The sequence below is a fragment of the Polynucleobacter corsicus genome (assembly GCF_018688255.1).
GTDB classification, from domain to species: Bacteria; Pseudomonadota; Gammaproteobacteria; order Burkholderiales; family Burkholderiaceae; genus Polynucleobacter; species Polynucleobacter corsicus.
The window spans coordinates 203,326-229,689 of the sequence record NZ_CP061314.1; the positions used below are offsets into that span (position 1 = coordinate 203,326).

Annotated in this window: 24 protein-coding genes; 17 read left to right on the plus strand and 7 right to left on the minus strand. The window is 46.8% G+C overall.

The annotated features are described in order from the left end of the window. Nucleotides 1-77: 77 nt before the first annotated feature. Nucleotides 78-605 carry a TlpA family protein disulfide reductase gene (locus C2747_RS01120; protein ID WP_215331892.1) on the minus strand — a complete coding sequence of 176 codons (528 nt, stop codon included), beginning with the start codon at nucleotides 603-605 and terminating at the stop codon, nucleotides 78-80. A gap of 26 nt (nucleotides 606-631) precedes the next feature. Here C2747_RS01120 and mpl point away from each other — a divergent pair, with 26 nt between their 5' ends. The 6 genes from mpl to mtgA are packed head-to-tail and all read left to right on the plus strand — an operon-like array spanning nucleotide 632 to nucleotide 7,318. Continuing rightward, a complete protein-coding gene (mpl, locus tag C2747_RS01125) occupies nucleotides 632-2,038 on the plus strand; it encodes a UDP-N-acetylmuramate:L-alanyl-gamma-D-glutamyl-meso-diaminopimelate ligase (protein WP_215331893.1) in 1,407 nt (468 codons plus the stop codon). A 5-nt stretch (nucleotides 2,039-2,043) separates the two neighbouring features. Beyond that, on the plus strand, nucleotides 2,044-2,772 hold the full coding sequence (gene fabG, locus C2747_RS01130; protein WP_215333013.1) for a 3-oxoacyl-ACP reductase FabG: 729 nt from the start codon (nucleotides 2,044-2,046) through the stop codon (nucleotides 2,770-2,772). 2 nt (nucleotides 2,773-2,774) lie between these two features. After that, complete coding sequence (locus C2747_RS01135) at nucleotides 2,775-4,763, plus strand: ribonuclease catalytic domain-containing protein (protein ID WP_215331894.1); 1,989 nt, start codon at nucleotides 2,775-2,777, stop codon at nucleotides 4,761-4,763. Continuing rightward, nucleotides 4,747-5,607, plus strand: a complete 861-nt coding sequence (locus tag C2747_RS01140; RefSeq protein ID WP_215333014.1) for an energy transducer TonB family protein — start codon at nucleotides 4,747-4,749, stop codon at nucleotides 5,605-5,607. The genes C2747_RS01135 and C2747_RS01140 overlap by 17 nt, the downstream gene beginning before the upstream one ends. Before the next feature lie 41 nt (nucleotides 5,608-5,648). Continuing rightward, nucleotides 5,649-6,557: a shikimate dehydrogenase gene (gene aroE, locus C2747_RS01145; RefSeq protein ID WP_215331895.1), complete on the plus strand. Its 909-nt coding sequence runs from the start codon at nucleotides 5,649-5,651 to the stop codon at nucleotides 6,555-6,557. Nucleotides 6,558-6,574: 17 nt separating this feature from the next. Continuing rightward, nucleotides 6,575-7,318 carry a monofunctional biosynthetic peptidoglycan transglycosylase gene (gene mtgA / locus C2747_RS01150; RefSeq protein WP_215331896.1) on the plus strand — a complete coding sequence of 248 codons (744 nt, stop codon included), beginning with the start codon at nucleotides 6,575-6,577 and terminating at the stop codon, nucleotides 7,316-7,318. A gap of 2 nt (nucleotides 7,319-7,320) precedes the next feature. Here mtgA and pyrF read toward each other — a convergent pair whose 3' ends face one another. Beyond that, nucleotides 7,321-8,166 carry an orotidine-5'-phosphate decarboxylase gene (pyrF, locus tag C2747_RS01155; RefSeq protein ID WP_215331897.1) on the minus strand — a complete coding sequence of 282 codons (846 nt, stop codon included), beginning with the start codon at nucleotides 8,164-8,166 and terminating at the stop codon, nucleotides 7,321-7,323. Nucleotides 8,167-8,239: 73 nt separating this feature from the next. On the opposite strand from pyrF, the gene corA reads away from it, so the two are divergent. Further along, nucleotides 8,240-9,211, plus strand: a complete 972-nt coding sequence (gene corA, locus C2747_RS01160) for a magnesium/cobalt transporter CorA (RefSeq protein ID WP_215305764.1) — start codon at nucleotides 8,240-8,242, stop codon at nucleotides 9,209-9,211. 18 nt (nucleotides 9,212-9,229) lie between these two features. On the opposite strand, the gene C2747_RS01165 is transcribed toward corA, so the two are convergent. The 3 genes from C2747_RS01165 to thiL are packed head-to-tail and all read right to left on the minus strand — an operon-like array spanning nucleotide 9,230 to nucleotide 11,351. Beyond that, entirely contained in the window at nucleotides 9,230-9,754 is a 525-nt protein-coding gene (locus C2747_RS01165) for a CinA family protein (RefSeq protein ID WP_215331898.1), read from the minus strand. Then, nucleotides 9,751-10,332: a phosphatidylglycerophosphatase A family protein gene (locus tag C2747_RS01170; RefSeq protein ID WP_215331899.1), complete on the minus strand. Its 582-nt coding sequence runs from the start codon at nucleotides 10,330-10,332 to the stop codon at nucleotides 9,751-9,753. The genes C2747_RS01165 and C2747_RS01170 overlap by 4 nt, the downstream gene beginning before the upstream one ends. Continuing rightward, nucleotides 10,329-11,351 (minus strand): thiamine-phosphate kinase, encoded by a 1,023-nt coding sequence (thiL, locus tag C2747_RS01175; protein WP_215331900.1) that lies wholly within the window; start codon nucleotides 11,349-11,351, stop codon nucleotides 10,329-10,331. The genes C2747_RS01170 and thiL overlap by 4 nt, the downstream gene beginning before the upstream one ends. Before the next feature lie 83 nt (nucleotides 11,352-11,434). On the opposite strand from thiL, the gene C2747_RS01180 reads away from it, so the two are divergent. Both C2747_RS01180 and C2747_RS01185 read left to right on the plus strand, forming a co-directional pair. Next, complete coding sequence (locus C2747_RS01180; protein ID WP_215331901.1) at nucleotides 11,435-13,762, plus strand: NADP-dependent malic enzyme; 2,328 nt, start codon at nucleotides 11,435-11,437, stop codon at nucleotides 13,760-13,762. 138 nt (nucleotides 13,763-13,900) lie between these two features. Further along, nucleotides 13,901-14,521 carry a barstar family protein gene (locus tag C2747_RS01185; protein WP_015420405.1) on the plus strand — a complete coding sequence of 207 codons (621 nt, stop codon included), beginning with the start codon at nucleotides 13,901-13,903 and terminating at the stop codon, nucleotides 14,519-14,521. A gap of 53 nt (nucleotides 14,522-14,574) precedes the next feature. Here C2747_RS01185 and C2747_RS01190 read toward each other — a convergent pair whose 3' ends face one another. After that, nucleotides 14,575-15,336, minus strand: a complete 762-nt coding sequence (locus tag C2747_RS01190; protein ID WP_215331902.1) for a 16S rRNA (uracil(1498)-N(3))-methyltransferase — start codon at nucleotides 15,334-15,336, stop codon at nucleotides 14,575-14,577. 43 nt (nucleotides 15,337-15,379) lie between these two features. Here C2747_RS01190 and tkt point away from each other — a divergent pair, with 43 nt between their 5' ends. Both tkt and gap read left to right on the plus strand, forming a co-directional pair. Further along, nucleotides 15,380-17,374: a transketolase gene (gene tkt / locus C2747_RS01195; protein ID WP_251374781.1), complete on the plus strand. Its 1,995-nt coding sequence runs from the start codon at nucleotides 15,380-15,382 to the stop codon at nucleotides 17,372-17,374. Nucleotides 17,375-17,430: 56 nt separating this feature from the next. Further along, nucleotides 17,431-18,459 carry a type I glyceraldehyde-3-phosphate dehydrogenase gene (gene gap, locus C2747_RS01200; protein ID WP_215331903.1) on the plus strand — a complete coding sequence of 343 codons (1,029 nt, stop codon included), beginning with the start codon at nucleotides 17,431-17,433 and terminating at the stop codon, nucleotides 18,457-18,459. A gap of 106 nt (nucleotides 18,460-18,565) precedes the next feature. Here gap and fur read toward each other — a convergent pair whose 3' ends face one another. After that, nucleotides 18,566-19,018, minus strand: coding sequence for a ferric iron uptake transcriptional regulator (gene fur / locus C2747_RS01205; protein ID WP_215331904.1), 453 nt, complete (start codon nucleotides 19,016-19,018; stop codon nucleotides 18,566-18,568). A 48-nt stretch (nucleotides 19,019-19,066) separates the two neighbouring features. Between fur and C2747_RS01210 the strand changes: the two genes are divergently transcribed. From C2747_RS01210 to C2747_RS01235, 6 genes are all read left to right on the plus strand, one after another. Continuing rightward, entirely contained in the window at nucleotides 19,067-19,786 is a 720-nt protein-coding gene (locus tag C2747_RS01210) for an outer membrane protein assembly factor BamE (protein ID WP_251374782.1), read from the plus strand. A gap of 69 nt (nucleotides 19,787-19,855) precedes the next feature. Continuing rightward, nucleotides 19,856-20,656 (plus strand): 4-hydroxy-tetrahydrodipicolinate reductase, encoded by an 801-nt coding sequence (dapB, locus tag C2747_RS01215; RefSeq protein WP_215333017.1) that lies wholly within the window; start codon nucleotides 19,856-19,858, stop codon nucleotides 20,654-20,656. A gap of 40 nt (nucleotides 20,657-20,696) precedes the next feature. Continuing rightward, on the plus strand, nucleotides 20,697-23,369 hold the full coding sequence (gene leuS / locus C2747_RS01220; protein ID WP_215331905.1) for a leucine--tRNA ligase: 2,673 nt from the start codon (nucleotides 20,697-20,699) through the stop codon (nucleotides 23,367-23,369). A 36-nt stretch (nucleotides 23,370-23,405) separates the two neighbouring features. Further along, nucleotides 23,406-23,933 (plus strand): LPS-assembly lipoprotein LptE, encoded by a 528-nt coding sequence (locus tag C2747_RS01225; RefSeq protein WP_215331906.1) that lies wholly within the window; start codon nucleotides 23,406-23,408, stop codon nucleotides 23,931-23,933. Between the two features lie 19 nt (nucleotides 23,934-23,952). After that, on the plus strand, nucleotides 23,953-25,014 hold the full coding sequence (holA, locus tag C2747_RS01230) for a DNA polymerase III subunit delta (RefSeq protein WP_215331907.1): 1,062 nt from the start codon (nucleotides 23,953-23,955) through the stop codon (nucleotides 25,012-25,014). 33 nt (nucleotides 25,015-25,047) lie between these two features. Next, nucleotides 25,048-26,334 carry a glutamate-5-semialdehyde dehydrogenase gene (locus C2747_RS01235; RefSeq protein ID WP_215331908.1) on the plus strand — a complete coding sequence of 429 codons (1,287 nt, stop codon included), beginning with the start codon at nucleotides 25,048-25,050 and terminating at the stop codon, nucleotides 26,332-26,334. The last annotated feature ends 30 nt before the right edge of the window (nucleotides 26,335-26,364 follow it).

A 26,364-nucleotide genomic window follows, 5' to 3' on the forward strand; every position in this document is an offset into this window, starting at 1 on the left:
TGTAAATACTGCAATATTCAGCTCAAAAACTGCTCATGTTGACCGCAATGGTGATTGCAAAGATCATTTAAAAAGTCTTATAAAGCTGATTTAATTACACTTCTGAGCTCTTCTTCGCTTATCTTTCCTAATTTGCTGCTAGTAGACTTGCCTTGAGAATTAATAATGACGGTGTAAGGAAGTGCACCTTGGGCATTCCCCATCTGCTTCGAGATATTACTGCCCTCAAGTCCGCCAATCACAACTGGGTAAGAAACTGGGGTCATTTCTAGGAATTGACGAATATTAGAGGGTGAATCGATGCCAATACCGACAAATAAGACATTTTGGCTCTTGAACTCTGCTTGTAATTTATCCAAAGTGGGCATTTCTTCAACGCAGGGAGGGCACCAGGATGCCCAGAAGTTCACCACGAGCACTTTTCCGCGCCATTGTTCGGTATCAACTGATTTTCCATCCGGTGTTTGCCATAGGTTGGCAAAAAAGGCCTTGATAGCAGGGTCATCTGCAAGCTCTGATCTGAAGATCCATTGCGAGGTCGCCACTCCTGCAGCAAGGGCTACGAGGCTAAATCCAATGATGCTCACCCACTGTCTTCGATTCATTGCTGCTCCTTAGCTAAAATTCCCCAATGCATATTCATATCTTGGGCATTTGCGGTACTTTCATGGGCGGCATTGCCGCAATCGCTCGGCAGGCCGGACACCGTGTAACTGGCTGTGATGCCAACGTATATCCACCGATGAGCACGCAGCTTGAAGCGCAGGGCATTGAGCTCATTGAGGGATTCTCACCGGATCAATTATTACAGTTTGAGACGATGCCGGATTTATTTGTGATTGGTAATGTCGTTTCTCGTGGCAATCCACTGATGGAAGCTATTCTGAATCAAGGTCTTCCTTACACATCAGGCCCTCAGTGGCTGGGTGAGCAAGTTCTTTTTGGTAGACATGTTTTGGCTGTTGCCGGTACGCATGGCAAAACCACCACCTCTGCCATGCTGGCCTGGATCTTAGAGTTCAATCATTACAAGCCCGGTTATTTGATTGGTGGAGTGCCATTGAATTTCACGGTATCGGCCCGCTTAGGCGAGAGTCAATATTTCGTAATCGAGGCCGATGAATACGATACGGCGTTTTTTGATAAGCGTAGTAAGTTTGTTCACTATCGCCCGCGTACCGCTTTATTAAATAATCTCGAGTTTGATCACGCCGATATTTTTGCTGATCTTGCTGCAATCGAAACCCAGTTTCATCATTTAGTGCGCACAGTACCGGGTAATGGTCTCGTGGTCGTCAACGGCGAAGAGCCCGCATTAGAAAGAGTCATAGCACGTGGCGCTTGGGCGCCTGTTGAAAAGTTTGGTCAAGATAAACACAATGCCTGGTCTTTGATTTCTCAAGATGCTGATGGTTTTATTGTTTTGCAAGAGGGTAAAGAAGTTGCAACGGTCGCGTGGGCCCCAGACTCTGGTGTCATGGGTCGACATAATCAGCTCAATGCATTGGCAGCTATTGCGTCAGCAAATCATATTGGTATTTCACCAGCCGATGCCGCACGCGCTTTAGCTGAGTTTAAAAATGTGAAGCGTCGTTTAGAGACGATTGGCGTAGCAAATGATGTAACCGTTTACGATGACTTTGCGCACCACCCAACCGCAATTATTACTACTGTAGATGGCTTACGTCGCCGCATAGGGCAGTCACGAATTTTGGCAGTATTAGAACCTCGTTCCAATACGATGAAGCTGGGTGTCATGAAAGCGCAACTACCTCATAGTCTAGAAGCTGCTGATAAGATTTTTGCTTACGGCGCAAGCGCTGGTAAGGATTCCTTAGGCTGGGACTTAAATGAAGTCTTAGCCCCATTAAATGCAAAAAGTGACAATCGTGCTGCAGCCTTTGATGATCTAGCTGCTTTAGTTAAGGCTGTTACAAATGAAGCCAAGCCTGGCGATCATATTCTGGTGATGAGCAATGGTGGCTTTGGTGGAGTGCACCAAAAAATATTGACTGCAATACAAGAGAAAGCAAAGTAATGAGTATGAGACTAAAAGATAAAGTAGCCATCATTACTGGTGCTGCGAAAGGCATTGGCCTTGCGACTGCAAAACGTTTTGCGCAAGAAGGCGCAAAGGTCATGATTGCGGATGTCAATCCCGAGGCGGTTAAAGCTGCATCAGATCTCATTCCTAACTCAGAAGCCTATGTCATGAACGTGACTGATCGTACGAGTATTGAAGCGGCTGTTGATCAAACTATGCAGCGCCACGGCCGTATTGATATTTTGATTAACAATGCTGGCATCACGCAAGATGCACGCTTAGTCAAAATGACCGAAGCACAGTTTGATACGGTGATTGATGTCAATTTGAAGGGTGTCTTCAATTGCACGCAGTTGGTCGTTCCACATATGCTGGAGGCTGGTAAGGGCGCTGTCGTCAACGCCTCTAGCGTTGTCGGCATTTATGGAAACTTCGGTCAGACAAATTATTCAGCTACGAAGTTTGGAGTGATTGGATTCACTAAAACCTGGGCGCGTGAATTAGGTCCAAAAGGTATTCGGGTAAATGCAGTATGCCCAGGGTTTATTGCCACTGAGATGGTCAAAGCTATGCCAGAAAATATTTTGAAAGATATTGAAAGGCGCAGTTGGTTGGGTCGCTTGGGCACTCCAGAAGAAATGGCGAACGTGTATTTATTCTTGGCGAGTGATGAAGCTAGTTATGTGAATGGTGTTGCACTTGAGGCCAGCGGCGGGATCTCACTCTAACAATGCATCTTTTATACGAAGAGGGTGGCGACATCAAGGTCGCCACAGTCCAGTCTGCCTCAGGCGCTGGCGATGCTGAATCTTGGCAGGCAACTAGTCTGTCTGGGAAAAAGATTAAGTTAAAGGCTAAAGAAGTTTGGCTCCGTTTTGAAAAGCCAGAACCTCAAGCCTTAATGGATGAGGCAAGCACTTTATCCAAAGAGATTGATCTGCAGTTTTTATGGGACTGTGCCCCTGATGAAGAATTTGGTTTAGTAGATGTTGCTCAAGAGTACTTCGGCGCACAAGCTAGCGTAGCGCAACAGACTGCATTAGCCATTGCATTGCAGGGCGCGCCAGTATTTTTCCGTCGCAAAGGGCGCGGACGTTTTCAAAGGGCGCCACTAGAGCAACTGCAGGCTGGTTTAGCTGCGCTCGAGCGCAAGCAAAAAGAATTAGAGCAGCAGACTGCATGGCAACAAGAACTGGTAGCTGGAGTCTTTCCAGAAACACTCAAGTCTCAAGCACATCAACTTTTATTTTCTCCGGATAAAAATACCTCTGCCTATAAAGCATTGATTGCAGCGTGTACTGAGTCAGGAGAGTCGCCTGCCCAGCTCATGATCCGTTGTGGTGCGATTGACTCACCCTTGCAATATCACCAGGGGATGTTCTTAAAAGCGCATTTCCCACAGGGCTCCGAGCATGACCCAAGTTTGGCGGTGGATCAAGCTGCGTTAGATGCTGCTATTTCAGAATTGCCTATCGCTGAAGTCACTGCGTTCTCAATAGATGACTCAGGTACTACTGAAATTGATGATGCTTTATCAGCCACTACGCTCGAGGGTGGCGGACATCGTATCGGTATTCATATTGCGGCACCTGGCTTGGTGATCGCTAAGGATGATGCTTTAGATAAAGTTGCACGTACTCGCATGTCTACCGTGTATTTCCCTGGCGACAAAATTACGATGTTGCCCGATACGGTGATTTCGCAGTTTTCATTAGATGAAGGCGCTGCTCGTCCGGCCTTATCAATCTATGTCGATATCGATTCGACCGGAGTGCTAGATAAAGACTCCTTGCAGTTGCGTGCCGAGATGGTTCCGATGGGGGCAAATCTTCGCCTTGAGAATTTAGAGCATCTGGTAACAGAAGAAAGTTTGGCAGATGAATCGGCTGACTATGCTTATCGTCAAGAGCTCAGTGTGTTGTGGGCCGCAGCAAAGTTATTGCATGCAGGGCGCCAGGAGCAGCGTGTAGTGAATGGTTTGCGTCCTGAGCAATTAGGGGTCTTGGATCCCAATGCCTTAGCGAGAGACTTTCATTTTCAAATTAAAGAAGTTGATGGTGTGCGGCGGGTAGACATTACTCCTCGTCAACGCGGCTCCATCCTCGATACCATCGTTGCTGAGTGGATGATTTATTGTAATAGTGCCTCAGGACGCTTGTTAGCAGATCATGGGATACCTGGTTTGTTCCGTACTCAAAAGGGTTGGGGCCCCTTACGCACGCGTATGCAGACAACTCCTGGTCCACATGAAGGATTGGGTTTGGAGTATTACGCCTGGTGCACGTCTCCATTGCGCCGCTATTCAGATTTGGTGAATCAATGGCAGTTAATCGCTATAGCTAAACATGGCATTACCGCTAAGATGGTGGCGCCGTTTCCTCCGCGAGATGCGGCATTAATGGGTATCGCTGCTGATTTTGAAGCTTGCTATTCAGCCTATGGTGAATATCAAGATCGCCTTGAGAAATATTGGTGCTTACGCTGGGCTACTCAAGACGAAGTTCCTAAGCAAGTTTTTGTGAGACATCTTAAGGAAGGCATGTCCCGAGTAGAGCCAGTCCCATTGCATCTTCCAGTTCCAGAGTTGGCGACCCATCCACGTATGACTCGAGCTGAAGTCAGTATTGCTGATATTGATCTTCTGCAGCTCACAGCAGGGGTTCGAGTGCTTCATATAGAAACTCCAGAGGTTCCTGAGAGTGATGCAAGTCCCACCTAAGCTGACTCAGCTAGTAGTGCGCTTAGATGCTGGTTGGCGCCGCTACCCATTTCGCTATGCCCTAGGCCTCTCGATTTTGGCCCACCTTATTTTTCTATCGTTCCGCTGGGGCATGGGAGAAATAGAAAATCGTCGTTTAAATACGCCACTCAGTGTTGTCTTAGTGAATGCTAGTAATCAAGTGGCACCTAAGCAGGCCAATAAATTAGCGCAAGCGGATTTGCATGGAGGCGGTAATACCCCCAATCAAGATGCTAGTGCGCTCCATCGAGCGAGGTTGGGCGCGGATGCGCGTCTCGAGGTTTTAGAAAAACAGCAGAAACAAATGCTAGCCAAGCTCGAAGCAGATCGAGCGTTGTCAGGTGGTCGTAAAAGTGGTGATGAGAAAAAAACTGCATCCCAATTGAACTCTTTGGAGGCTGAGCTAGCCAAGCGTTTACAGGTCAATGGTCGCGAGCCTCGACGTAAGGTCATGACTGGTGCTAGTACAAAGGCGGTCGTATTTGCACAGTATTACGATGCGATGCGTCAAAAGATAGAGGCTTATGGCAGCGCATTTTTCCCGCGGGCCAACGGTCGCCCCTTATATGGCAGTTTGGTGATTGTCCTTAGTGTGGATGCCCAAGGACGCATTGCCAATAATGCTCAGGGTAAGGATGGTTTGAGTATTGGACGAAGCTCTGGCAATCCTGAGTTAGATCGCCAGGCCTTAGCGATTGTTCGTGCTTCTGCCCCCTTCGGAGCTTTCCCTGCAGAAATGCGCAATCAGATTGATATCCTGGATTGGGTTTCTACATTTGACTTCACGCGGGATGGATCTGATCGCTTGGATTTGCGTCCTTAATTCAGAAGACATCATTCAACTTCGCTTATCCTGTAGTCACTATGAGTCAAGCCACTTCAGCTGAGTTGCATACAGACCCCACCCAATTTCCTGGTGTGGATGTTTATGCGGTCGCCGGTAATCCAATCTCACATAGCAAATCACCTGTTATTCATAAACGATTTGCTGAGCAGTCCAATCAGAAAATGCATTACGGGCGTTTACAGCCTGAACTTGGTGAATTCAAACCCGCTGTGCAAACTTTCTTTGCTGCTGGTGGCAAGGGTATGAATATCACCGTGCCATTTAAATTAGATGCCCAGGCTTTTGCAGATGTATTAACACCGCGCGCGCAGCTTGCTGGCGCTGTAAATACTTTACGCATTCAAGATGGAAAAATCTTTGGTGATAACACTGATGGTGCTGGCTTAGTCAGAGACCTATTGGCTCAAGGTATTCAGATTCAAGGCTCCCGAATTTTACTGCTGGGAGCGGGTGGTGCTTCTCGCGGAGTGCTTGGTCCTTTATTAGAGCAATCGCCGGCAGAGTTAATTATTGCCAATCGATCCAATGTCAAGGCCGAGGATTTAGTTCAATTATTTAGTGATTTGGCTCACTCCCTACAGGTTGTATTGACTGCAGTTACTTTAGGCGAGCTGGAAGATGTAAGTAAGACCGCATCTCCTTTTGATCTCATTATTAATGCTACTGCTGCTGGGTTGTCAAATGAATCTCCTATTAGCGATGCCGCAGCAAGCAATGTATTTACTCCTCAGTCTTTTGCCTACGACATGGTCTACGGCAAAGTCACTGCCTTGATGCAGCAAGCATTACATCGCGGTGCAAGGGTCAGTGATGGCTTAGGTATGTTGGTTGAGCAAGCCGCAGATGCTTTCTTAATTTGGCGTGGTGCCCAGCTTGCTGATGCGATTGATTCTCGCGCTGTATTGGCAGAGCTTCGTAATTCCTAGTTTCTAGCTGAGCTTCGATGCGCTGGCTTTCTTACTTTCTGAAGTGTTTGCTGGGTGGCTTTGTTGCTATGCAAATGTACTTTGTCATTCAGATTGGATTATGGGCAACGCTTGATCCAAGTAGTACTGCATTTCAGAGGGCTGAACGTTGGCGCCTTTGCGGCCTATCTTGGTCTTGCCCGGTGCAGTCATCTTGGGTGCCATACGACAAAATCTCTGCCAATCTCAAACGTGCTGTTTTAGTGAGTGAAGACGATATCTTCTTTCAGCATATGGGTGTCCGGGTTGAGGATATGAAAAAAGCTTGGACTAAAAACTCACAACTCAATCAACAGGGTAGTGGTAAATCTAAAAATGCTTTGCGTGGCGGTTCTACGATTACACAGCAGCTAGCAAAGAATCTATTTCTTTCATCCGAGCAGAATTATTTTCGCAAAGCGCAGGAGCTCATCATTACCGGTTTGTTGGAGGTAATACTTCCTAAGCAACGTCTTTATGAAATCTACTTAAATTCAGTGGAGTGGGGCGAGGGCATCTTTGGTATTGGCGTAGCTTCTCAGCATTATTACGGCATTAAGCCTGCATCGCTTGATCGCGAACAGGCTGCAGCTTTGGCTTCCGCTTTACCGGCGCCGAAGTGTTTCGATAAATCTCAATACTGTCGCAAGGCCAATATTCATTTCCCTACGCGGCAAGACTTTATTCTGGAAAATATGGACAGGGTTGCTTTAGCACCCACTCAGAAACCAAAAGCGCGCTAGTGTTACTTGGTGCTTGCGGTTCTTAGCGCATCTCTCGTTGCGATGGCGATTTCCCTAGCTGCCTTGGCAAAATCATTTCCTGAGCTTGCATACAAGATTGCTCTAGAGGAGTTGATCATCATGCCTACGCCAGGTTGATTGGGTATACCGCCAGCCTTAACAGTGGCATCGATATCGCCACCTTGAGCGCCAATGCCGGGGATGAGTAAAGGCATATCACCCACAATCGCTCGCACCTGAGCAATTTCCTCGGGGAAGGTTGCGCCAACCACGAGGCTGATTTGTCCTGAGGTATTCCATTGTTTTGCAGCGAGTTTGGCTACATGCAGGTAAAGGGGTTCACCATCAGGCGACACATTTAAGAACTGAAGGTCGGAGCCCCCAGGGTTTGAGGTGCGACATAAAACAATCACACCCTTACCGGCGTGCTTTAGGTAGGGCTCGATCGTGTCAAAGCCCATGTAAGGGTTCACGGTAACGGCATCCGCACCATAACGCTCAAAGGCTTCTAGGGCGTAGTGGTCAGCCGTACTACCGATGTCGCCACGCTTGGAGTCCAAGATGACGGGGATGTGGGGGTATTTATCTTTAAGGTAGCGAGTCAGCTTTTCGAGTTGAGCTTCGGCTCTTTGGGAGGCAAAGTAAGCGAACTGGGGCTTAAAGGAGCAGGCGGTATCCGCAGTGGCATCAGCGATCTCGCGGCAGAACTCAAAAATCCCCTCAGGCTTACCCTGAAATACAGCCGGCAAACGCTTGGGATCTGGATCAAAGCCCACACACAACATACTGCCTTGGGAAGCCCACGCGGACTGTAGTTGTTGGGTAAAGGTATTTGAGCTAGAGTTCATTGGGATTAAGCTTATTTTAGTCAAACTGTTATATCCATAGGATAAACTAGCGACCATTCCTTAGGAGTTCACCATGATCAATTTGTTCGTCCTGCAAAATGGCCGCCTCTCTCAAGAGCAAGTGGAAGATCGCAATGAATTGTTGCAATACTCCAACCCTATCTGGATCGACGTAGTTGACCCTGAAGAGGAAGAACTCCTGTGGATTAAAGAGGCTTTTGGCGTTCTTTTGCCTGAATTGGATGATTTGGGTGACTTAGAGGCTTCTGCGCGGTATTTCGAGGCAGATGACGGCCACCTCCATATTCGGACTGATTTCTTATTGGACGAAGAAGAAACTTCTCGCAACGTACGAGTTGCTTTTGTGATGACCAAGCAAGTCTTGTTCTCCATTCATGACGAAGATTTACCGGTATTCCGCTTGGTGCGTTTGCGTGCCCGTTTGCGTCCAGGTTCAGTCAGTAATGCGAAAGACGTTTTACTTGACCTGTACTCCACTGATGCTGAGTATTCTGCGGATGCTTTGGAAGAGGTTTATGAAAATCTCGAGCTAGCAGGTAAGCGCGTGTTGCAAGATGACATCACCGATAACGATGCGGAAGAGGTACTTGAAACTATTGCCAAGGAAGAGGATACGAACGGGCGTATTCGTCGTAATGTGATGGATACCCGCCGTGCATTGTCTTTCTTAATGCGCAGCAAATTATTGTCTGATGAGCAGCAGGAAGAGGCACGTCAGATTTTGCGAGATATTGATTCACTAGAAAACCATACTGCCTTCTTATTCGATAAGATTAACTTCTTGATGGATGCGACGGTTGGTTTTATTAATTTGAACCAAAGTAAGATCATCAAGATCTTCTCGGTGGTATCAGTTGCCTTAATGCCGCCAACTTTGTTAGCGAGTGTGTGGGGAATGAACTTCCGTTATATGCCCGAACTAGAGCAGACCTGGGGTTATCCAGTTGCCATTATTTCTATGGTGATTTCAGCGATGATTCCATTGGGCTACTTCCGCCACAAGGGCTGGCTGAGCTCACGCTAATTTTGTAGTGCTACCTTGTTAGGCGTTTTTTGGTTTAAGTAACTCCAAAAATTGAGAGAGTGCAAAATCACACGCTTGTTCTCTCACTACCTGACGATCACCGTTGAAGAGTTTGGTCAGGGTGACAGTATTAACAAGATCATGCCCAATATTTTCTTTAATCGCCCAGCCAAAGCAGATGGTACCAACTGGCTTTTCTATTGAACCACCTGTTGGACCAGCGATACCAGTAATGGAGATGGCTGCATTGACATTGGCATTGCGTAGCGCTCCCTCAGCCATCGCTTTGGCAACTGGTTCGCTGACTGCGCCAAAAGATTCAAGGATTTCCACTGGAACATCTAAACATTCAGATTTTGCGGCATTGCTATAGGTGATATAGCCGCGCTCAAGCCAATCACTTGAGCCTGCTAAGTCTGTCAGTGTCGCGCAGACAAGGCCGCCAGTGCAGGATTCGGCCAAAGCGATTCTCCAACCTCGGCTTATTAGAGCTAGGGCAACTGCTCTCGCCAGTTCATGCTGAGGATCGTTATTATTTTTCATGAGAGATAGCCCAACCCAATTTGTATAAGCGCTATTGTGAGAAGCGTAAAAAATGCTGCAGCAAGATCATCTGCAATGATTCCAAAACCACGCCACAACACCACGGTAAAGCTCGATGGAGAAGAAGGATCACTATCCTCTAAATGTTTAAAGTGCCGATCGATCATTCCGATCGGACCGGGTTTTACGGCATCAAAGAATCGAAATAGTGCAAATACCAAAATCTGTATCCATAAGTTTGCTGGCATGATAAATATCAATACAAGCCAGAAAGCGACCACTTCATCAAGCACAATGCCACCAAAATCTTTTTTCCCTAACTCTTCACTGACTTGCCCACAAATCCAACAACCCAGAACAATGCTTAGGCCAATGATCCACCACCACGTTACAGTTGATAGAAAGTAATCACCCAATAAGAAAATAGCCCAAGCCCACAGTGTTCCTGAAGTGCCAGGTGCAAATGGCGCTAAACCACTACCAAGTCCAAACGCTAGGGCGCGACTAGGCTTAGCAAACACCCACTTGAAGCTGGGGGTCAATGTGGAGGTGTCTGGTGAATTGGTTTGGGTATTCATGCGAAGTGATTAAAAGATTTCAGCAGTAAACCTGCTTGCTGAGAATTTACTTCTTTTCCATCGTTATCGATGATGTGTATCTCGGGTGCTGAGTGCTGCATGGATTTGACACTGCCAATTTGAGTGAGTGGAAGATGCAGCTCGTTACTGATTTTGATGATCGTATCTCTTGCACTGCTTGCCGCAGTAAAGCACAGATCGTAATCATCTCCGCCACTCGCTGCATATTGATTCTGAATAGTGGGCGACTGTTTGCGTAGCGTTGTAGATTTAGGTATACGCTCTAAAAAGATTTCTGCATCTTTATTTGATTGCCTGAGGATATGCCTCAGATCACCCAATAGACCATCGGAGACATCTAAAGCAGAATTGGCAATACCTCTTAAAGCAATGCCCAATTGGACTCTAGGAATGGGTTGATGCATGCGTACTGCAATCGCTTCCAAATCCCCGCTTTCTAATTCAAGTTCATGACGCAGTGCAGCAAGAGCAAGTCGGGCATCACCAAGGGCTCCTGAAACCCAAATGTCATCACCCTCTAATGCCCCAGACCTACGAATGGCTTTGTCTTTTGGAATACTGCCAAAAGCAGTGATGCAAATATTGAGTGGACCGGCGGTAGTATCGCCACCAATGAGGGGGCAAGAAAATTGATTGGCGATTGCAAATAAACCTTTACTAAAGGCTTCTAACCAAGCTGAATTCGCCTCCGGTAGTGCCAGTGCGAGTGTGAAACCGAGTGGCCTAGCACCCATTGCTGCTAGGTCTGAGAGGTTGACTGCTAACGCTTTCCAGCCTAGCCACTCTGGATTGGCATCTGCAAAAAAGTGTCGTCCAGATACCAACATGTCGCTGGTAATGGCAAGCTCCTCAGCAGGGTCGGTTTTTAGTAGGGCGCAATCATCACCAATTCCCAGCTTTACTGAGCCAGGCTTATTGGCAAGCATGAGTTCTGACTGCGTTTGAAAGAAACGCTGAATCAGATCAAATTCGCCAAGCGAGGGGGTTTGAGATTGCATGCCCTATTTTATGGCTCTTGGGACTCTTCCATCTGAGAGGAATAGAATTAGAGCTTAAATACGTCTGATTGATGAGTGAACTGATGAGCAAACCAAGCAATAGCAGTAAAGAACAGCAAATAGCAGATTTAAGGGCAGCAGCTCTTCACTACCATGAGTTCCCAACCCCAGGCAAGATTGAAATTGCCCCAACGAAGCAGTTAACCAATCAGCGTGACTTAGCCCTGGCCTACACGCCTGGCGTTGCTGCGCCGTGCGAGGAGATTGTTAAAGATCCCGCCAATGCTTTCAAATACACAGCTCGAGGTAATTTAGTCGGCGTGATCACCAACGGTACGGCAGTATTGGGCCTCGGAAATATTGGACCATTGGCTAGTAAGCCAGTGATGGAAGGTAAAGCAGTTCTCTTTAAGAAATTTGCTGGCATTGATGTTTTTGATATTGAAATTAATGAAAACGATCCAGATAAATTAGTTGAAATCATTGCAGCCCTCGAACCCACCTTTGGTGGTATTAATTTAGAAGACATCAAAGCACCAGATTGTTTTATCGTCGAGCGCAAGTTGCAAGCGCGTATGAAGATTCCGGTCTTTCATGATGACCAACATGGAACTGCGATTGTGGTTGCTGCTGCGATTCTGAATGGCTTAAAAGTAGTCGGTAAAGATGTTGCTAATGTGAAATTAGTCACCTCTGGTGCTGGCGCTGCTGCATTAGCTTGTTTGGATTTATTGGTTGACCTTGGAATCCCACGTAAGAATATTTGGGTTACTGACTTAGTTGGTGTTGCATACAAAGGTCGTCAAGAATTAATGGATCCTGAGAAGGAGCCGTTCTGCCAAGAAACTGATTTGCGTACCTTGGATCAGGTGATTGAAGGCGCTGATATTTTTCTAGGCCTCTCAGCTGGCGGTGTTCTGAAGCAATCGATGGTGAAGAAGATGGCTGATAAGCCATTGATCTATGCCCTGGCAAATCCAACTCCTGAGATTCTGCCTGAGGAGGTCAAGGAAGTTCGTCCTGATGCGGTAATGGCAACGGGTCGTACTGACTATCCAAACCAAGTGAATAACGTGTTGTGCTTTCCATTTATCTTCCGTGGTGCATTAGACGTTGGTGCTACGACCATCACACGTGGCATGGAAGTCGCAGCGGTAAAGGCTGTGGCGGAGTTGGCGCGAGCAGAGCAGAGCGAAATAGTGACCTCGGTATACGGCATTGAGAACTTGTCTTTTGGTCCGGAGTATCTAATTCCGAAACCGTTTGATCCGCGTTTGATTACCGTCATCGCGCCTGCTGTTGCTAAAGCAGCAATGGAGGACGGCGTGGCGCTACGTCCAATTAAAGACTTCGATGCTTACCGCAATCAGTTGCAACAATTTGTGTACCACTCCGGTACTTTGATGAAACCATTGTTTAGTATTGCCAAACGAGTACCGGCCGCACAAAAGCGCATCGTGTTTGCCGAAGGTGAAGATGAGCGTGTATTGCGTGCAGTACAAATCATTGTCGATGAGCATTTGGCTACACCAATTTTGATTGGTCGCCCTGCGGTAATCGAGCATCGCATTGACAAGTTCGGATTACGCATTAAAGCGGGTGAAGACTTTGATATCGTAAACCCAGAGAACGACCCACGCTTCCGTGATTTCTGGCAAACCTATTTAGATTTGACTGAGCGTAAAGGCGTCACTGAATCTTTTGCCAAGTTAGAAATGCGTCGCCGCAATAGCTTGATCGGATCCATCATGATTAGCAAAGGTATGGCTGATGGCATGATCTGCGGAACCGTTGGCAACTTAGCAACCCATTTGAAGTACATCGATGAGGTAGTGGGTCAAGAGCCGGGCGCTAATGTTTATGGCGCGATGTCTGGATTAATTTTGCCTGGTCGCCAAGTGTTCTTGGTAGATACCCATGTGAATATCGATCCAACAGCAGAGCAATTAGCTGAGCTCACACTGATGGCTGCAAACGAAATGCGTAAATTGGGTATAGCACCTAAGGTGGCACTCTTGTCTCATTCTAATTTCGGCTCTAGTAGCGCCCCATCCGCAGTCAAAATGCGTGACGTACTGGCTTTGATTCAAAAAGCAGATCCCGCTCTTGAGGTGGATGGTGAAATGCACGGTGATAGCGCTTTGGATGAAACCATTCGCGCTGGTGCGGTTACTTCATCACCATTAAAAGGCGATGCTAATTTGTTGGTTCTGCCAAATATTGATGCTGCCAACATTTCTTACAACTTATTGAAGACCGCTGCGGGTAACGGTATTGCAATCGGACCATTACTCTTGGGGGTTGCTAAGCCAATTCATATTTTGACGCCAGCAGCTACAGTGCGTCGTATCGTCAATGTGACGACTTTGGCGGTAGTTGAGGCAGCAAGCAACGCTAGGGGGAAAGCCTAAGCCCTAGGGTTAGGCTTTTATTTATGTTAGTTGGTATTAACTAACATAAATAATTTTTATATAAATCAATGGTTTATATAAAATGCACTGTAATTGGGCTTGATTTGATGGCGTGTTAAGGGTAACCTAGCATCCATCATGAATAATCGCTCTGAAAACGGCACTACAGTAGGCTTCGACGAACACAGTCGGGCTGAAAGTTGGGATAGCAACGATCGACTAGAAACCGAGTCATCTGCTGCCAATATCTATGCCGAGGGCGGTTTATCTCGTTTACAAACCTATGCAGCAAATCAAGTTTCGGGGAAAAAAGTGACAGCTTCTTGGCGTGCCGCTTTGGCCGTTCGCGATGCCGGACCGCCGGCAATGTTGCGCAGTGTGCGCCCTAATATCGTGCAATCTATTCGTGCTTTTCGTACTCCTGACCTTCAGGAGGCAGCCACTGAACTTGGCCAGCATTTCATTTACGCCAATTGTGCAAATGCGATGACTAAAGGTGAAGTTTTAGAGGCAATTGCGATTGCTTACACCTTCACTAAGCAACAAGCTAAGAATTTCGATCCTTTATTGGATGCTTTGACCACTACTGTTGATAAGTCAGGCCCCCAGCCAGGCTTCGTAGTGGTGCTCGAAGGCTTGCCTTGTACTCAGAAGTTTGACAAAGAAGCTCGCGAGACCCTGCTTGATGTGTTCCGTGATGCCGTGGACTTCTGGTCCGAGCGCCGCACACCGTATCGCGTGTTCTACTCTTTTGCCTAATCACTCGTTTTAACGAGAGAAGCAGTAAGACAGTAAAACAATAAAAATCGCCACTATTTGAGGCGATTTTGCATTTCTGGGTCCCAAATGCTGTGAACAGCAGTAATTGCCACAATTCCAGCAGTCTCGGTTCTCAATACACGATCTCCTAGAGAAACTAGTTGATAACCCGCTGCTTGAGCTTGCGCCTCCTCTTCTGGGGAGTGCCCACCTTCCGGCCCAATCATCAAAATAACATCCTGCGGCAAGCTATCAAGCAAAACGGAATACAGGCTTTTATCGGTATCAGGACTTAAAAGTAGTTTAAGTTTGGCTTTTTGTGGCTTCTGTAGATAACTTGCAAAACTTTGTACGGGTTCTACAGTAGCTAAGACAGTACGATCACATTGCTCGCAGGCCGCCTGAACAATACCCTCCCAGTGGAGAAGGCGTTTTTGAGCGCGTTCAGCGTCACTCGAGCGAGTTAATTTGATCACTGAGCGCTCGCATTGCAAGGGTGTAATGACCTGAGCGCCAGTCTCTATGGCCTTCTCAACCACCCAGTCCATCTTGTCGCCTCCAGCCAGACCTTGCGCCAAGGTAATGGCATAAGGGCTCTCACGATGCGTGTCTTGGCGAATATCACTTAGCTCGGCTTCCCCTGATTTATTGGTGAGTGAGATCAACTTGGCCTGGGCAACTTGGCCTTTTCCATCGAAGATGGGGAAAAATTCACCGACTTGGATGCGGCGCACGCGCAAGTGATGGGCGAGCTCAGGGGTGAGGGTATTTGGCTTTTGGTTTTCCCATGGGCCGGGAAGATAAAATTGAGGCATTACCGAAATATAGCTAATTAATTTTCTCGAGACCTAATTTACGATGTCAAACCTTCAAATTCGTATGGCAAATGCCATTCGCGCTTTATCCATGGATGCAGTTCAACAAGCCAATTCCGGACACCCTGGAATGCCAATGGGTATGGCTGATATTGCAGTCGGTCTGTGGAATGAACATTTGCAACACAATCCAACGGATCCGCATTGGATGAATCGTGATCGTTTTGTTTTATCCAATGGCCATGGCTCGATGCTGTTGTATTCCTTATTGCATCTCACTGGTTATGACTTGCCGATGAGCGAGTTAAAAAACTTCCGTCAGTTGCACAGCAAAACTGCTGGACATCCTGAGTATGGAATTACTCCTGGAGTAGAAACCACTACGGGTCCTTTGGGTCAGGGTATTTCAAACGCGGTTGGCATGGCGCTGGCAGAAAAATTATTAGCAGGGGAATTTAATCGCCCAGGTCACGATATTGTGGATCACTACACCTATGTGTTTTTAGGTGATGGTTGTTTGATGGAAGGCATCAGTCATGAAGTATGTTCATTGGCCGGCACGCTCAAACTCAATAAACTCATCGCACTCTGGGATGACAACGGCATCTCGATTGATGGCAAAGTAGTTTCTTGGTTTAACGAAGATACGCCAAAGCGTTTTGAGGCCTATGGCTGGAATGTGATTCGTGCGGTGGATGGTCACGATGTAGAAGCGGTATCGAGCGCGATTGCCAAGGCGAAGAAGAGTGATAAGCCAACCTTGATTTGTTGCAAGACTGCGATTGGTCAGGGCTCCCCCAATATGGCCGGTAGTGACAAGGTACATGGCTCACCATTGGGCGCAGCTGAAATCGCTGCAACCCGTGTTGCATTGAACTGGCCATATGCACCGTTTGAAATTCCAAACGATATTTACGAAGCTTGGGATTTCAAGAAGCGTGGTCAAGCTGCTGAGCATGAGTGGAATAAAGAATTCCAAGCCTACAAAAATAAATACCCAGAATTGGCTTCTGAATTACAGCGCCGTATGCAAGGCGATTTATCCAAAGACTTCTCTAAGACTTTAGATGCCTATTTAAAAACTTGTGAAACCAAAGCAGAAACAATTGCTACTCGTAAGGCAAGTCAAAATGCCATCGAGGCATTGGCGCCTGCATTGCCAGAGTTTATGGGCGGCTCTGCCGACCTAACAGGATCGAACTTAACGAACTGGTCTTCATGCAAGCCCGTACGTGGTGATCAGTGGGGTAATCACATTAATTACGGTGTTCGTGAATTTGGTATGAGTGCCATCATGAACGGCATCGCTTTGCATGGTGGATATATTCCATTTGGCGGAACGTTCTTAACTTTCTCCGATTACAGTCGCAATGCATTGCGCATGGCTGCATTGATGAAGTTACGTAGCATCTTTGTCTTTACGCATGACTCTATTGGCTTGGGTGAAGACGGCCCAACCCACCAGTCTGTTGAGCATGTAGCAAGCTTGCGCCTCATTCCGAATTTAATGGTGTGGCGTCCATGTGACACCACTGAGAGTGCAGTTGCGTGGGGCTCTGCAATTGAGCGTAAGCATGGCCCAAGCGCTTTGATCTTCAGTCGTCAAAATTGCCCATTTGTCTCTCGCAATAGCCAGCAAGTAAAGGATATTGCACGTGGTGGATATGTTTTGCGTGATCCCAAGAAATCCAAAATTGATGCGGTGATTATTGCTACGGGATCTGAGATTGCCTTGGCATTACAAACAGCAGAACGTTTAGAGGGTGAAGGCTTTGGTATTCGGGTTGTATCGATTCCGTCGACGACAGTCTTTGATCAACAAGATTCCGCATACAAAGCTAAAGTATTGCCGGCGGATATTCCGCGAATTGCTGTTGAAGCAGGCGTAAGTGATTTCTGGTGGAAGTATGGTTGTGCTGCTGTGCATGGTGTTGATACTTTCGGTGAGTCTGCGCCAGCGCCAGTGCTCTACGAATACTTTGGCCTGACTGTGGATCAGATCTCAAAAACTGTGAAGCAGTGTATTACAAAGAAATAGAAACGATCAGAAACACAGTATTTATTTAAGAATTCAAAATTAGCAAGGGAAATGGAATGACAATTCGTGTCGCAATTAACGGCTATGGTCGTATTGGTCGTATGGTCTTACGTGCATTGTATGAAGATCAAGTCAATGGCAAGCCAAGGCGCGATATCAAAATCGTCGCAATTAATGCGATGGGTGATATCGACATCAATGCGCACTTAACGCAATATGATTCTGCACATGGCCGCTTTCCTGCCGAAGTAAAAGTAGATGGCGATTGCATGGTAGTCAATGGCGATCGCATCAAGATGTTCTCTACTCGCAATCCTTTGGAAACTCCTTGGGGTGAGTTGGGTGTGGATTTAGTACTTGAGTGCTCAGGTAAATTCACCTCAAAAGAAAAAGCCATGGTGCATATTTCTCAGGGCGCGAAGAAGGTATTGATCTCTGCTCCAGGTGAAAAAGATGTAGATGCCACCATTGTTTATGGTGTGAACCAACAAGTTCTAAAGCCAAGCGATATCGTGGTCTCTAACGCAAGCTGTACGACTAACTGTTTGGCTCCATTGGTAAAGCCATTGCTAGAAAAAATTGGGATCGAATCTGGTTTGATGACCACGATTCATGCGTTTACTAATGATCAGGTTTTAACCGATGTGTATCACAAGGATATGCGCCGTGCGCGTTCTGCTGTGACCAGCATGATTCCAACCAAGACAGGTGCTGCAAAAGCAGTTGGCTTGGTATTGCCAGCTTTAGCAGGGCGCTTCGATGGTTTTGCAATGCGCGTACCCGTCATTAATGTTTCTGTTGTGGATTTAACGTTTGCTGCCAGCCGCGCTACTAGTGTGGATGAAGTGAACTCTATCCTCAAGGCAGCCAGTGAAGGCGAATTGAAGGGCATTTTGGGATTCAATACCTTGCCTTTGGTATCCATCGACTTCAACCACGACCCACGCCCGAGTATTTACGATGCTTCCCAGACTCGCGTGTCGGCAGATGGCAAGCTGGTCAAAGTCTTAGCTTGGTATGACAACGAGTGGGGTTATTCAGTCCAAATGCTGAATGCTGCCCAAGCATTAATGGCTGTAAAGTAAGTAGATAGATGGGGTTTTAAAGTTAAAAGTTCTTAAAATCTTGCTTTATATGCAAAAAAGACCTCATTTGAGGTCTTTTTTCGTTATTTGCTCTTATTTTCCTGAATTAGGACTTTAGCTTATTGCGACAATTCTTCTTTTGGCAGTGACCATACATGGCTAAAGAGTGTTCCTGGAGCTTGAAACCGAGGTTTTTAGCAATATCGCGCTGTCTTTTCTCGATAGCTTCATCTACAAACTCCTCAACATGACCGCAATCGAGGCAGACCAAGTGGTCGTGATGCTGACCCTCGTTCAGTTCATAAATTGCCCTGCCATCACCTTTGCTGGACTCAAAATGACTACGGAGTAAGAGGCCTGCTTGCTCAAACTGGGTGAGCACTCGATAAACCGTGGCTAAACCAATTTCTTTGTCATCTTTGGCCAGGGCCATAAAGACGTCTTCGGCGCTAAAGTGCGTGCCACCATTTTGATGAAAAAAGTCCAAGATTTTCATGCGTGGACCGGTTGCCTTAAGGCCAATATCGCGTAAATCTGCTGGAGTCGGGTTTTGGTTCATATTCAGGGTTTGGGAGCTAAAATCAATGTCTTAATGATACGGCCTGCCATGCAAAATTGCCTTCAACTTTTTACCTGTCTATTGAACTCCATTTTTAGGGTTTTTGACCTTGCTCGGATCGGCTTGGTCATTACTGCAGTGAGTTCGGTAATGATTGCTACTGGCTGCACCAGCGCTGTTGATGACACACAACGCGCCTGGATGAATAAAGTCTTTAGACCGTATGTTCCAGATGTGGTGCAGGGCAACTTTATTTCGAGTGAGCAATACGCCAAGTTACAAGTGGGGCAGAGTCGTGAGCAAGTGCGTCAAATTCTAGGTACACCTTTGCTGGCAAGTTATTTCCATGCAAATCGCTGGGACTACGTTTTTGAATTTAAACGTGATAATCAGAAAATGAGTAAAGAGCGTCGCGTCACCGTATTTTTCGAAGGTGATAAGTTAGTTAAGTTCCAAGGCGATGCGTTGCCAACCGATATTGAGTTGGTTGCTGAAATTGATGGCTATGCAAAAACCAAACGCTCATTCTGGGATGTGATGACGGGATCGAACAAGCCTCCAGTAACTCCACCTTTGCAGCAGCCAGAGTTACTGGTTCCTAGCCCAACTAATAATTTGCCCGCCGGGGCTACAGTGCCCGCTGCTCCTGCTAGCAGTTCATTTTGGGACTTTTTTAGCTTTTCAAAAAAGTCGCCAGATGCTCAGCCGGTGCCTCAACAGTTAGGCCCTGGTGCACTCAATGTCCCGCAGGCTAGCGAAGTTAAATAAAGATAATTGTTGTGTTGATGTCGAGTGAAGTTTTTCGGCAACCTTGAATAAGAAATGAAGATACAAATGATGAAAATCGCAATTGCTGGTGCAACCGGCCGCATGGGAAAAATGTTGATCGAGGCTGTGCTCAATTGCACGGATGCTGAGCTTGTTGGTGCGCTGGAGCATGAGTCTTGCCCTTTGCTTGGTGAAGATACGGGCGCGTTCTTAGGTAAAAAAACTGGTGTAGCCATTACATCGGATATTACGAAGGCTTTAAGTGGTGCTGAGTTTTTGATTGACTTCACTCGTCCCGAGGGCACGATGGCGCACTTGGCTGTGGCACAAAAGACGAACACCAAAATGATTATCGGTACTACCGGCCTGAGCCCAGAACAAATTGACAGCCTGAAGAAAGCCGCTGCAAATTTAGCTATCGTATTTGCGCCAAACATGAGTGTGGGCGTGAATGCTACATTTAAGTTGCTAGAGATCGCTGCCAAGATGTTGAACGAGGGCTATGACATTGAAATTGTTGAAGCCCATCACCGTCACAAGGTAGATGCCCCATCAGGTACCGCCCTCAGAATGGGTGAAGTGATTGCGGATGCGCTTGGTGAGAAATTGGAAGATGTTGCGGTATATGCACGCGAAGGTCACACCGGAGAGCGCAAAGTGGGCTCGATTGGTTTTGCCACTATTCGAGGTGGAGATATTGTGGGTGATCACACTGTCTTATTTGCGGGCGAGGGTGAGCGCATTGAGATTAGCCATAAGTCTTCTAGTCGTCAGTCTTATGCACAAGGTTCGTTGCGCGCTGCACGCTTCTTGCAAGGTCAAAGCTCTGGCATGTATGACATGCAAGATGTGCTTGGACTGCGTAAGTGAATTTTCAGTAAAACAGAATAGAAGAAAAGAGTTGTATTGAATGAGTAAGGATTACGATCACCGCAGTATTGAAGCTGCAGCACGCGCTGATTGGGAAAGTGCGCAAGCTTATAAGGTGGCCGAGAACGCAGTAGATTCTTCCGGTAAGCCAAGGCCAAAATACTATGCCTGCTCTATGTTGCCTTACCCATCCGGTAAGTTGCATATGGGACATGTTCGCAACTACACCATTAATGATGTGATGGCCAGACAGTTGCGTATGCAGGGCTACAACGTACTCATGCCAATGGGTTGGGATGCGTTTGGTATGCCCGCTGAAAACGCGGCGATTCAGAATAAAGTGCCCCCGGCTAAATGGACCTACGACAACATTGCTTATATGAAAAAGCAAATGGCGGCGATGGGTCTTGCAATTGATTGGTCGCGCGAAGTGGCTACTTGTAGTCCCGATTACTATCGTTGGAACCAATGGCTCTTTTTAAAGATGCTTGAAAAAGGTATTGCTTATCGCAAGACCCAAGTTGTGAACTGGGATCCAATCGATCAAACGGTATTAGCAAACGAGCAAGTGATTGATGGGCGCGGTTGGCGCTCTGGTGCATTGGTCGAGAAACGTGAAATACCAGGCTACTACTTCAATATCACTGCTTATGCAGAACAATTACTGTCTGGCCTAGATAATTTAGGTTGGCCTGAGCGTGTGAAGACCATGCAGCAAAATTGGATTGGTAAGAGTCGTGGTGTGCGTTTTGCGTTTAAGCATGAGATTGCTGATGCGCACGGTAACTTTGTTCAAGATGGTCAGCTGTATGTATTTACAACGCGTGCTGACACCATTATGGGTGTTACTTTCTGCGCTGTTGCAGCCGAGCATCCACTGGCAACATTAGCGGCTACTAATAATCCAGAGTTAGCTGCATTTATTGAGAAATGCAAAACGGGTAGCGTGATTGAAGCTGATCTAGCTACTCAAGAAAAAGAAGGCATGTTCACAGGTTTATATGTGACGCATCCACTAACTAAAGAGCCGGTACCAGTTTGGGTTGGTAACTACGTCTTGATGTCTTATGGCGATGGCGCCGTGATGGGTGTGCCTGCGCATGATGAGCGGGACTTTGCATTTGCTCTCAAGTACGACTTGCCGATTAAGCAAGTGATTGCTTTGCGCACTCCATCAGAAATATTCAATACTAGCCATTGGCAAGATTGGTATGCCCAAAAGGATGATGTCGTTTGTCTTAATAGCGGTAAGTACGATGGCTTATCGCATGAAGAGGCCGTGGATGCAGTAGCCAAAGATTTAGAGAAAATGGATATTGGTGAAATCAAAACCACTTATCGTTTGCGTGATTGGGGCATTTCTCGTCAGCGCTATTGGGGAACGCCGATTCCGATTATTCATTGTGGCGATGAGCATAATCCTGGTTGCGGAGCGGTCCCAGTGCCTGAGGCAGATTTACCAGTAGTGCTGCCGGAAGATTGCGTGCCAGATGGTAGTGGTAACCCACTCAATAAACGTGCCGACTTCCTCAATGTCAAGTGTCCAAAATGCGGTAAGCCTGCGCGTCGTGAGACTGACACCATGGATACCTTTGTGGATTCTTCTTGGTATTTCATGCGTTACACCGGTCCAGACGCGAAGACGATGGTCGATGAGCGTAATGAATACTGGATGCCAATGGATCAATACATTGGCGGTATTGAGCATGCGATTTTGCATTTACTCTATGCGCGCTTCTGGACTAAGGTCATGCGTGATCTCAATCTCATTACTTTTGATGAGCCCTTCCAAAACTTATTGACGCAAGGGATGGTGCTCAATGAGACTTACTACTCTGAAGAAGCATCTGGTAAAAAAACTTGGTTGAATCCTTTAGATGTTGAGCTCGAGCTCGATGACAAAGGTCGTCCTCAAAGTGCCAAGCTGAAAGGCGATACTTCTGGCACGCCAGTCATTATTGGTGGCGTTGAGAAGATGTCTAAGAGTAAAAACAATGGCGTTGATCCTCAAGCCTTGATTGATCAATACGGCGCCGATACTGCGCGCCTCTTTGTGATGTTTGCAGCTCCTCCTGAGCAACAACTTGAGTGGTCCAGTGCAGGTGTAGAGGGTGCATCACGCTTCTTGCGCCGTGTCTGGATGTATTCCAGTAGTCAGGCGGATGCAATTCGTGCTGCTGGTGAAGTGTTGCCAGGCGATTTAAATGATGCAGAAAAAGAATTGCGTCGTGAAGTACATACCATTCTGAAGCAGGCAAACTTTGACTATCAGCGTCGCCAGTACAACACGGTAGTTTCTGCAGCAATGAAGATGCTCAATGTCTTAGAGCCCGTGAAATTAGGTGACAAGAGCTCTATCCGCCCAGCAGTATTGCGTGAGTGTTTAAGTATCTTAATTCGGGTGCTTTACCCAGTAGTGCCTCACTTGACCCATGCCCTCTGGAATGAGATTGGCTGCGATCAATCTTTTGGTACTCTTTTGGATGCGCCATGGCCTGTGGTGGACGAAGCTGCGTTGATTCAAACTGAGTTGACCATCATGTTGCAAATTAATGGCAAGTTGCGTGGCGATATAAGAGTGCCTGCCGATGCCACTAAAGAGCAAATTGAGGCTTTGGCATTACAAAGCGAGCCTGCTATAAAAGCATTAAACGGCGCTGCACCTAAAAAGGTGATTATGGTTCCAGGTCGCTTGATTAATATTGTTGCTTAGATCGCTAACACTTTATTTTGAATAGAAACTAAACACATGCGCGTAAATCACCTTCGACGTACTATGCTGGGGTTTCTAGCCTTGGTTCCAGTCAGTGGTTTGATTGCCTGCGGCTATCGTTTGCGTGGCATGGTCGATTTGCCATTTAAGGTTATTGCAATTACTGGTAATCCATCACCTCCTTTGCGCGCTGATTTGCAAACAGCTATCTTGACTGGTACTGATGCGAAGGTGGCGATTAACCCTAAAGATGCTGATCTTATCTTAGAGGTTACCAACGATCTAAATGGCCGTGAGATCTTGGCATATAACTCGAATGGTCAGGTTTCTGCTTACCGCTTAAATATTCGGGTTGGATTTAGGGCGTACGACAATTCTGGAGCAGATGTAGTGCCTGAAGCTGAAATCTATATGACTCGCGATATGGACTTCTCGGTATCGACCGTTTTAGCGACCGATGTCCAAATACAACAATTTTTATCTTTGATGCGCAGAGATCTGGCCGTTCAAATTCTGCGTCGTGTTTCTGCATCTGCCCGAGCACCACAGGCTCGAAGCTTTTAAAGAATGACGACCCAATCGCATGGTTAAGAGCGACGCCCTACAGGTTCATTTGAAGTCGCTTAACTCTGCGGCTTCATTAAATCCTTTGTATATTTTTAGTGGTGATGAGCCCCTTTTGATGATGGAGGCGATGGATCAGTTGCGTGCCACTGCCAAAAAAATGGGTTACACCGATCGTGAAGTTTTATTACAAGAGCGCGGGTTTGATTGGAGTGCTCTTTTAAGTGCTGGTCAGACCATGTCTTTATTTGGAGATAAGCGCTGGGTTGAGTTACGCATACCGACAGGTAAGCCGGGTCGTGATGGCGCAGATGCGCTCAAGCAATTCTCCGCTCAAATCGAGTCTCAGTCGCTAGGGTCTGATGGTCCAGATACGATTTTTTGCATCATCTTGCCTAAATTGGATGGCAAGACCAAAACCTCTGCTTGGTTTAGCGCTTTGGATGAGGCGGGTATGGCGATTCAATTGGATTCCTTGGATCGCACGCAATTGCCGCAGTGGATTGCGGGTCGCCTAAAGAAGCAGGGCCAAGAAGTGCAGTCGGGCCCAGACGGCCAACGCGCCTTAGCCTTTATTGCTGAGCAGGTGGAGGGAAACCTCATCGCCGCTCATCAAGAGATTCAGAAGTTGGGTTTGTTGCATCCTGCTGGCGTTCTTACTGAGGAACAAATTCGGTCAGCTATTTTGAAAGTGGCTCGTTATAACGTCTTTGAATTGACTGAAGCAATGCTAGCTGGTGATCTGTCTCGCCTCAATCGTATGTTAGATGGCCTTAAAGGTGAGGGTGAGCCCCTAGTTTTGATTCTATGGAGCGTGACGGAAGAGCTTCGGATACTATCGAAACTAAAAGCTGCAAGTGATGCTGGGGAGTCTGTACAGAACTTAATGCGCGCTAACCGCATCTGGGGCAATAAGGAGCGTTTATATCCTATGGCGCTAAAACGGGTACAGCCTTTAAAGTTGCGCAGAGCGATGCAGGTGGCTGCAGGTTTAGATCGTCAGGCCAAGGGATTGCATGCGGCAGAATTACCAGCAGACCCTTGGGATGGTTTGCGCTTAGTGGGTAATTTATTACGCTAGATAAAACAATATTAATTTTGACATAGTAAATATATGAGTAATTCAACAAATACCATTCAACACATAATGCAAGATATTGGCCGACGTGCTCGTCAGGCATCGCGTGCAATGGCGCGGGCATCAAGCGAGCAAAAAAATCAGGCGCTATTGCATATTGCTAAGTTAGTTCGTGAGCGCTCCGAAGAAATTGTTCGAGTGAATGCATTGGATGTTGCTCGCGCCAAAACCAATGGTCAGGATGCGGCATTTATTGATCGCCTCACCATGACGCCAAAGACTATTGAATCTATGGCATTGGGATTAGAGCAAATTGTTTCCTTAGAAGATCCGATTGGAAAAATTACCCCATTGCAAAAGCAGGCTTCTGGTATCGAACTTGGACAGATGCGAGTGCCACTAGGTGTGATCGGCATTATTTATGAATCTCGTCCGAATGTGACGATTGATGCTGCTGCACTATGTCTTAAGTCAGGTAATGCCGTTATTTTGCGCGGTGGCTCAGAGGCGATTGATTCAAATACCTTGTTGGCGCAATTGATTCAGGAAGGTTTGGATGCTGCCAATCTACCCAAGGATGCGGTGCAGGTTGTGAGCTCTACAGATCGCGCTGCTGTTGGCGAAATGATCACTATGACCCAATATATTGATGTGATCGTGCCACGCGGTGGCAAGAGTTTGATTGCCCGCTTGATGGCAGAAGCGCGCGTACCAATGATTAAGCATTTGGACGGCATTTGCCATACCTATATTGATGCAGATGCGGATGTCGCAATGGCAATCCAGGTTTGTGATAACGCCAAGACTCAGCGCTATGCGCCTTGTAATGCGATGGAAACACTTTTGGTCAACAAAACGATTGCACCTCAAGTGTTGCCAGCGCTTTGTAAGATATACCAAGACAAGGGTGTGGAGTTGCGCGTCGATGACCAAACCAGAAATACTCTTGAGGCAGCCGGTTTTAAAGACCTAGTCAACGCCACTGAAGAAGATTGGCAAACAGAATATTTGGCACCAATTTTGTCGATTAAGACTGTTGCCGATATGGATGAGGCAATGGGCCATATTGAGCAATATGGCAGTAAACATACCGATGCCATCATTACCAATAATCAAGCGCGGGCCAATCGTTTCTTGCGTGAGGTCGATAGTGCCAGCGTAATGGTCAATGCCAGCACCCGCTTTGCAGATGGCTTTGAGTATGGGCTCGGTGCCGAAATTGGCATCTCGAATGACAAGCTGCATGCTCGTGGCCCTGTTGGTCTAGATGGTCTGACTTCTCTCAAATACATCGTCATAGGTCATGGCGAAATTCGTACTTAAATGCGTACTTAATCTAGTCTCATAATAGAA

What these genes read in the sequence shown, in the direction of transcription:
- dapB (WP_215333017.1), top strand. Translation starts at nt 19,856, where the DNA reads ATGAAAATCGCAATTGCTGGTGCAACCGGCCGCATGGGAAAAATGTTG.
- C2747_RS01185 (WP_015420405.1), top strand. Translation starts at nt 13,901, where the DNA reads ATGAATAATCGCTCTGAAAACGGCACTACAGTAGGCTTCGACGAACAC.
- C2747_RS01140 (WP_215333014.1), top strand. Translation starts at nt 4,747, where the DNA reads ATGCAAGTCCCACCTAAGCTGACTCAGCTAGTAGTGCGCTTAGATGCT.
- fabG (WP_215333013.1), top strand. Translation starts at nt 2,044, where the DNA reads ATGAGACTAAAAGATAAAGTAGCCATCATTACTGGTGCTGCGAAAGGC.
- holA (WP_215331907.1), top strand. Translation starts at nt 23,953, where the DNA reads ATGGTTAAGAGCGACGCCCTACAGGTTCATTTGAAGTCGCTTAACTCT.
- gap (WP_215331903.1), top strand. Translation starts at nt 17,431, where the DNA reads ATGACAATTCGTGTCGCAATTAACGGCTATGGTCGTATTGGTCGTATG.
- corA (WP_215305764.1), top strand. Translation starts at nt 8,240, where the DNA reads ATGATCAATTTGTTCGTCCTGCAAAATGGCCGCCTCTCTCAAGAGCAA.
- thiL (WP_215331900.1), bottom strand. Translation starts at nt 11,351, where the DNA reads ATGCAATCTCAAACCCCCTCGCTTGGCGAATTTGATCTGATTCAGCGT.
- C2747_RS01135 (WP_215331894.1), top strand. Translation starts at nt 2,775, where the DNA reads ATGCATCTTTTATACGAAGAGGGTGGCGACATCAAGGTCGCCACAGTC.
- pyrF (WP_215331897.1), bottom strand. Translation starts at nt 8,166, where the DNA reads ATGAACTCTAGCTCAAATACCTTTACCCAACAACTACAGTCCGCGTGG.
- C2747_RS01225 (WP_215331906.1), top strand. Translation starts at nt 23,406, where the DNA reads ATGCGCGTAAATCACCTTCGACGTACTATGCTGGGGTTTCTAGCCTTG.
- tkt (WP_251374781.1), top strand. Translation starts at nt 15,380, where the DNA reads ATGTCAAACCTTCAAATTCGTATGGCAAATGCCATTCGCGCTTTATCC.
- C2747_RS01235 (WP_215331908.1), top strand. Translation starts at nt 25,048, where the DNA reads ATGAGTAATTCAACAAATACCATTCAACACATAATGCAAGATATTGGC.
- C2747_RS01210 (WP_251374782.1), top strand. Translation starts at nt 19,067, where the DNA reads ATGCAAAATTGCCTTCAACTTTTTACCTGTCTATTGAACTCCATTTTT.
- aroE (WP_215331895.1), top strand. Translation starts at nt 5,649, where the DNA reads ATGAGTCAAGCCACTTCAGCTGAGTTGCATACAGACCCCACCCAATTT.
- C2747_RS01190 (WP_215331902.1), bottom strand. Translation starts at nt 15,336, where the DNA reads ATGCCTCAATTTTATCTTCCCGGCCCATGGGAAAACCAAAAGCCAAAT.
- C2747_RS01120 (WP_215331892.1), bottom strand. Translation starts at nt 605, where the DNA reads ATGAATCGAAGACAGTGGGTGAGCATCATTGGATTTAGCCTCGTAGCC.
- C2747_RS01165 (WP_215331898.1), bottom strand. Translation starts at nt 9,754, where the DNA reads ATGAAAAATAATAACGATCCTCAGCATGAACTGGCGAGAGCAGTTGCC.
- mpl (WP_215331893.1), top strand. Translation starts at nt 632, where the DNA reads ATGCATATTCATATCTTGGGCATTTGCGGTACTTTCATGGGCGGCATT.
- leuS (WP_215331905.1), top strand. Translation starts at nt 20,697, where the DNA reads ATGAGTAAGGATTACGATCACCGCAGTATTGAAGCTGCAGCACGCGCT.
- fur (WP_215331904.1), bottom strand. Translation starts at nt 19,018, where the DNA reads ATGAACCAAAACCCGACTCCAGCAGATTTACGCGATATTGGCCTTAAG.
- mtgA (WP_215331896.1), top strand. Translation starts at nt 6,575, where the DNA reads ATGCGCTGGCTTTCTTACTTTCTGAAGTGTTTGCTGGGTGGCTTTGTT.
- C2747_RS01180 (WP_215331901.1), top strand. Translation starts at nt 11,435, where the DNA reads ATGAGCAAACCAAGCAATAGCAGTAAAGAACAGCAAATAGCAGATTTA.
- C2747_RS01170 (WP_215331899.1), bottom strand. Translation starts at nt 10,332, where the DNA reads ATGAATACCCAAACCAATTCACCAGACACCTCCACATTGACCCCCAGC.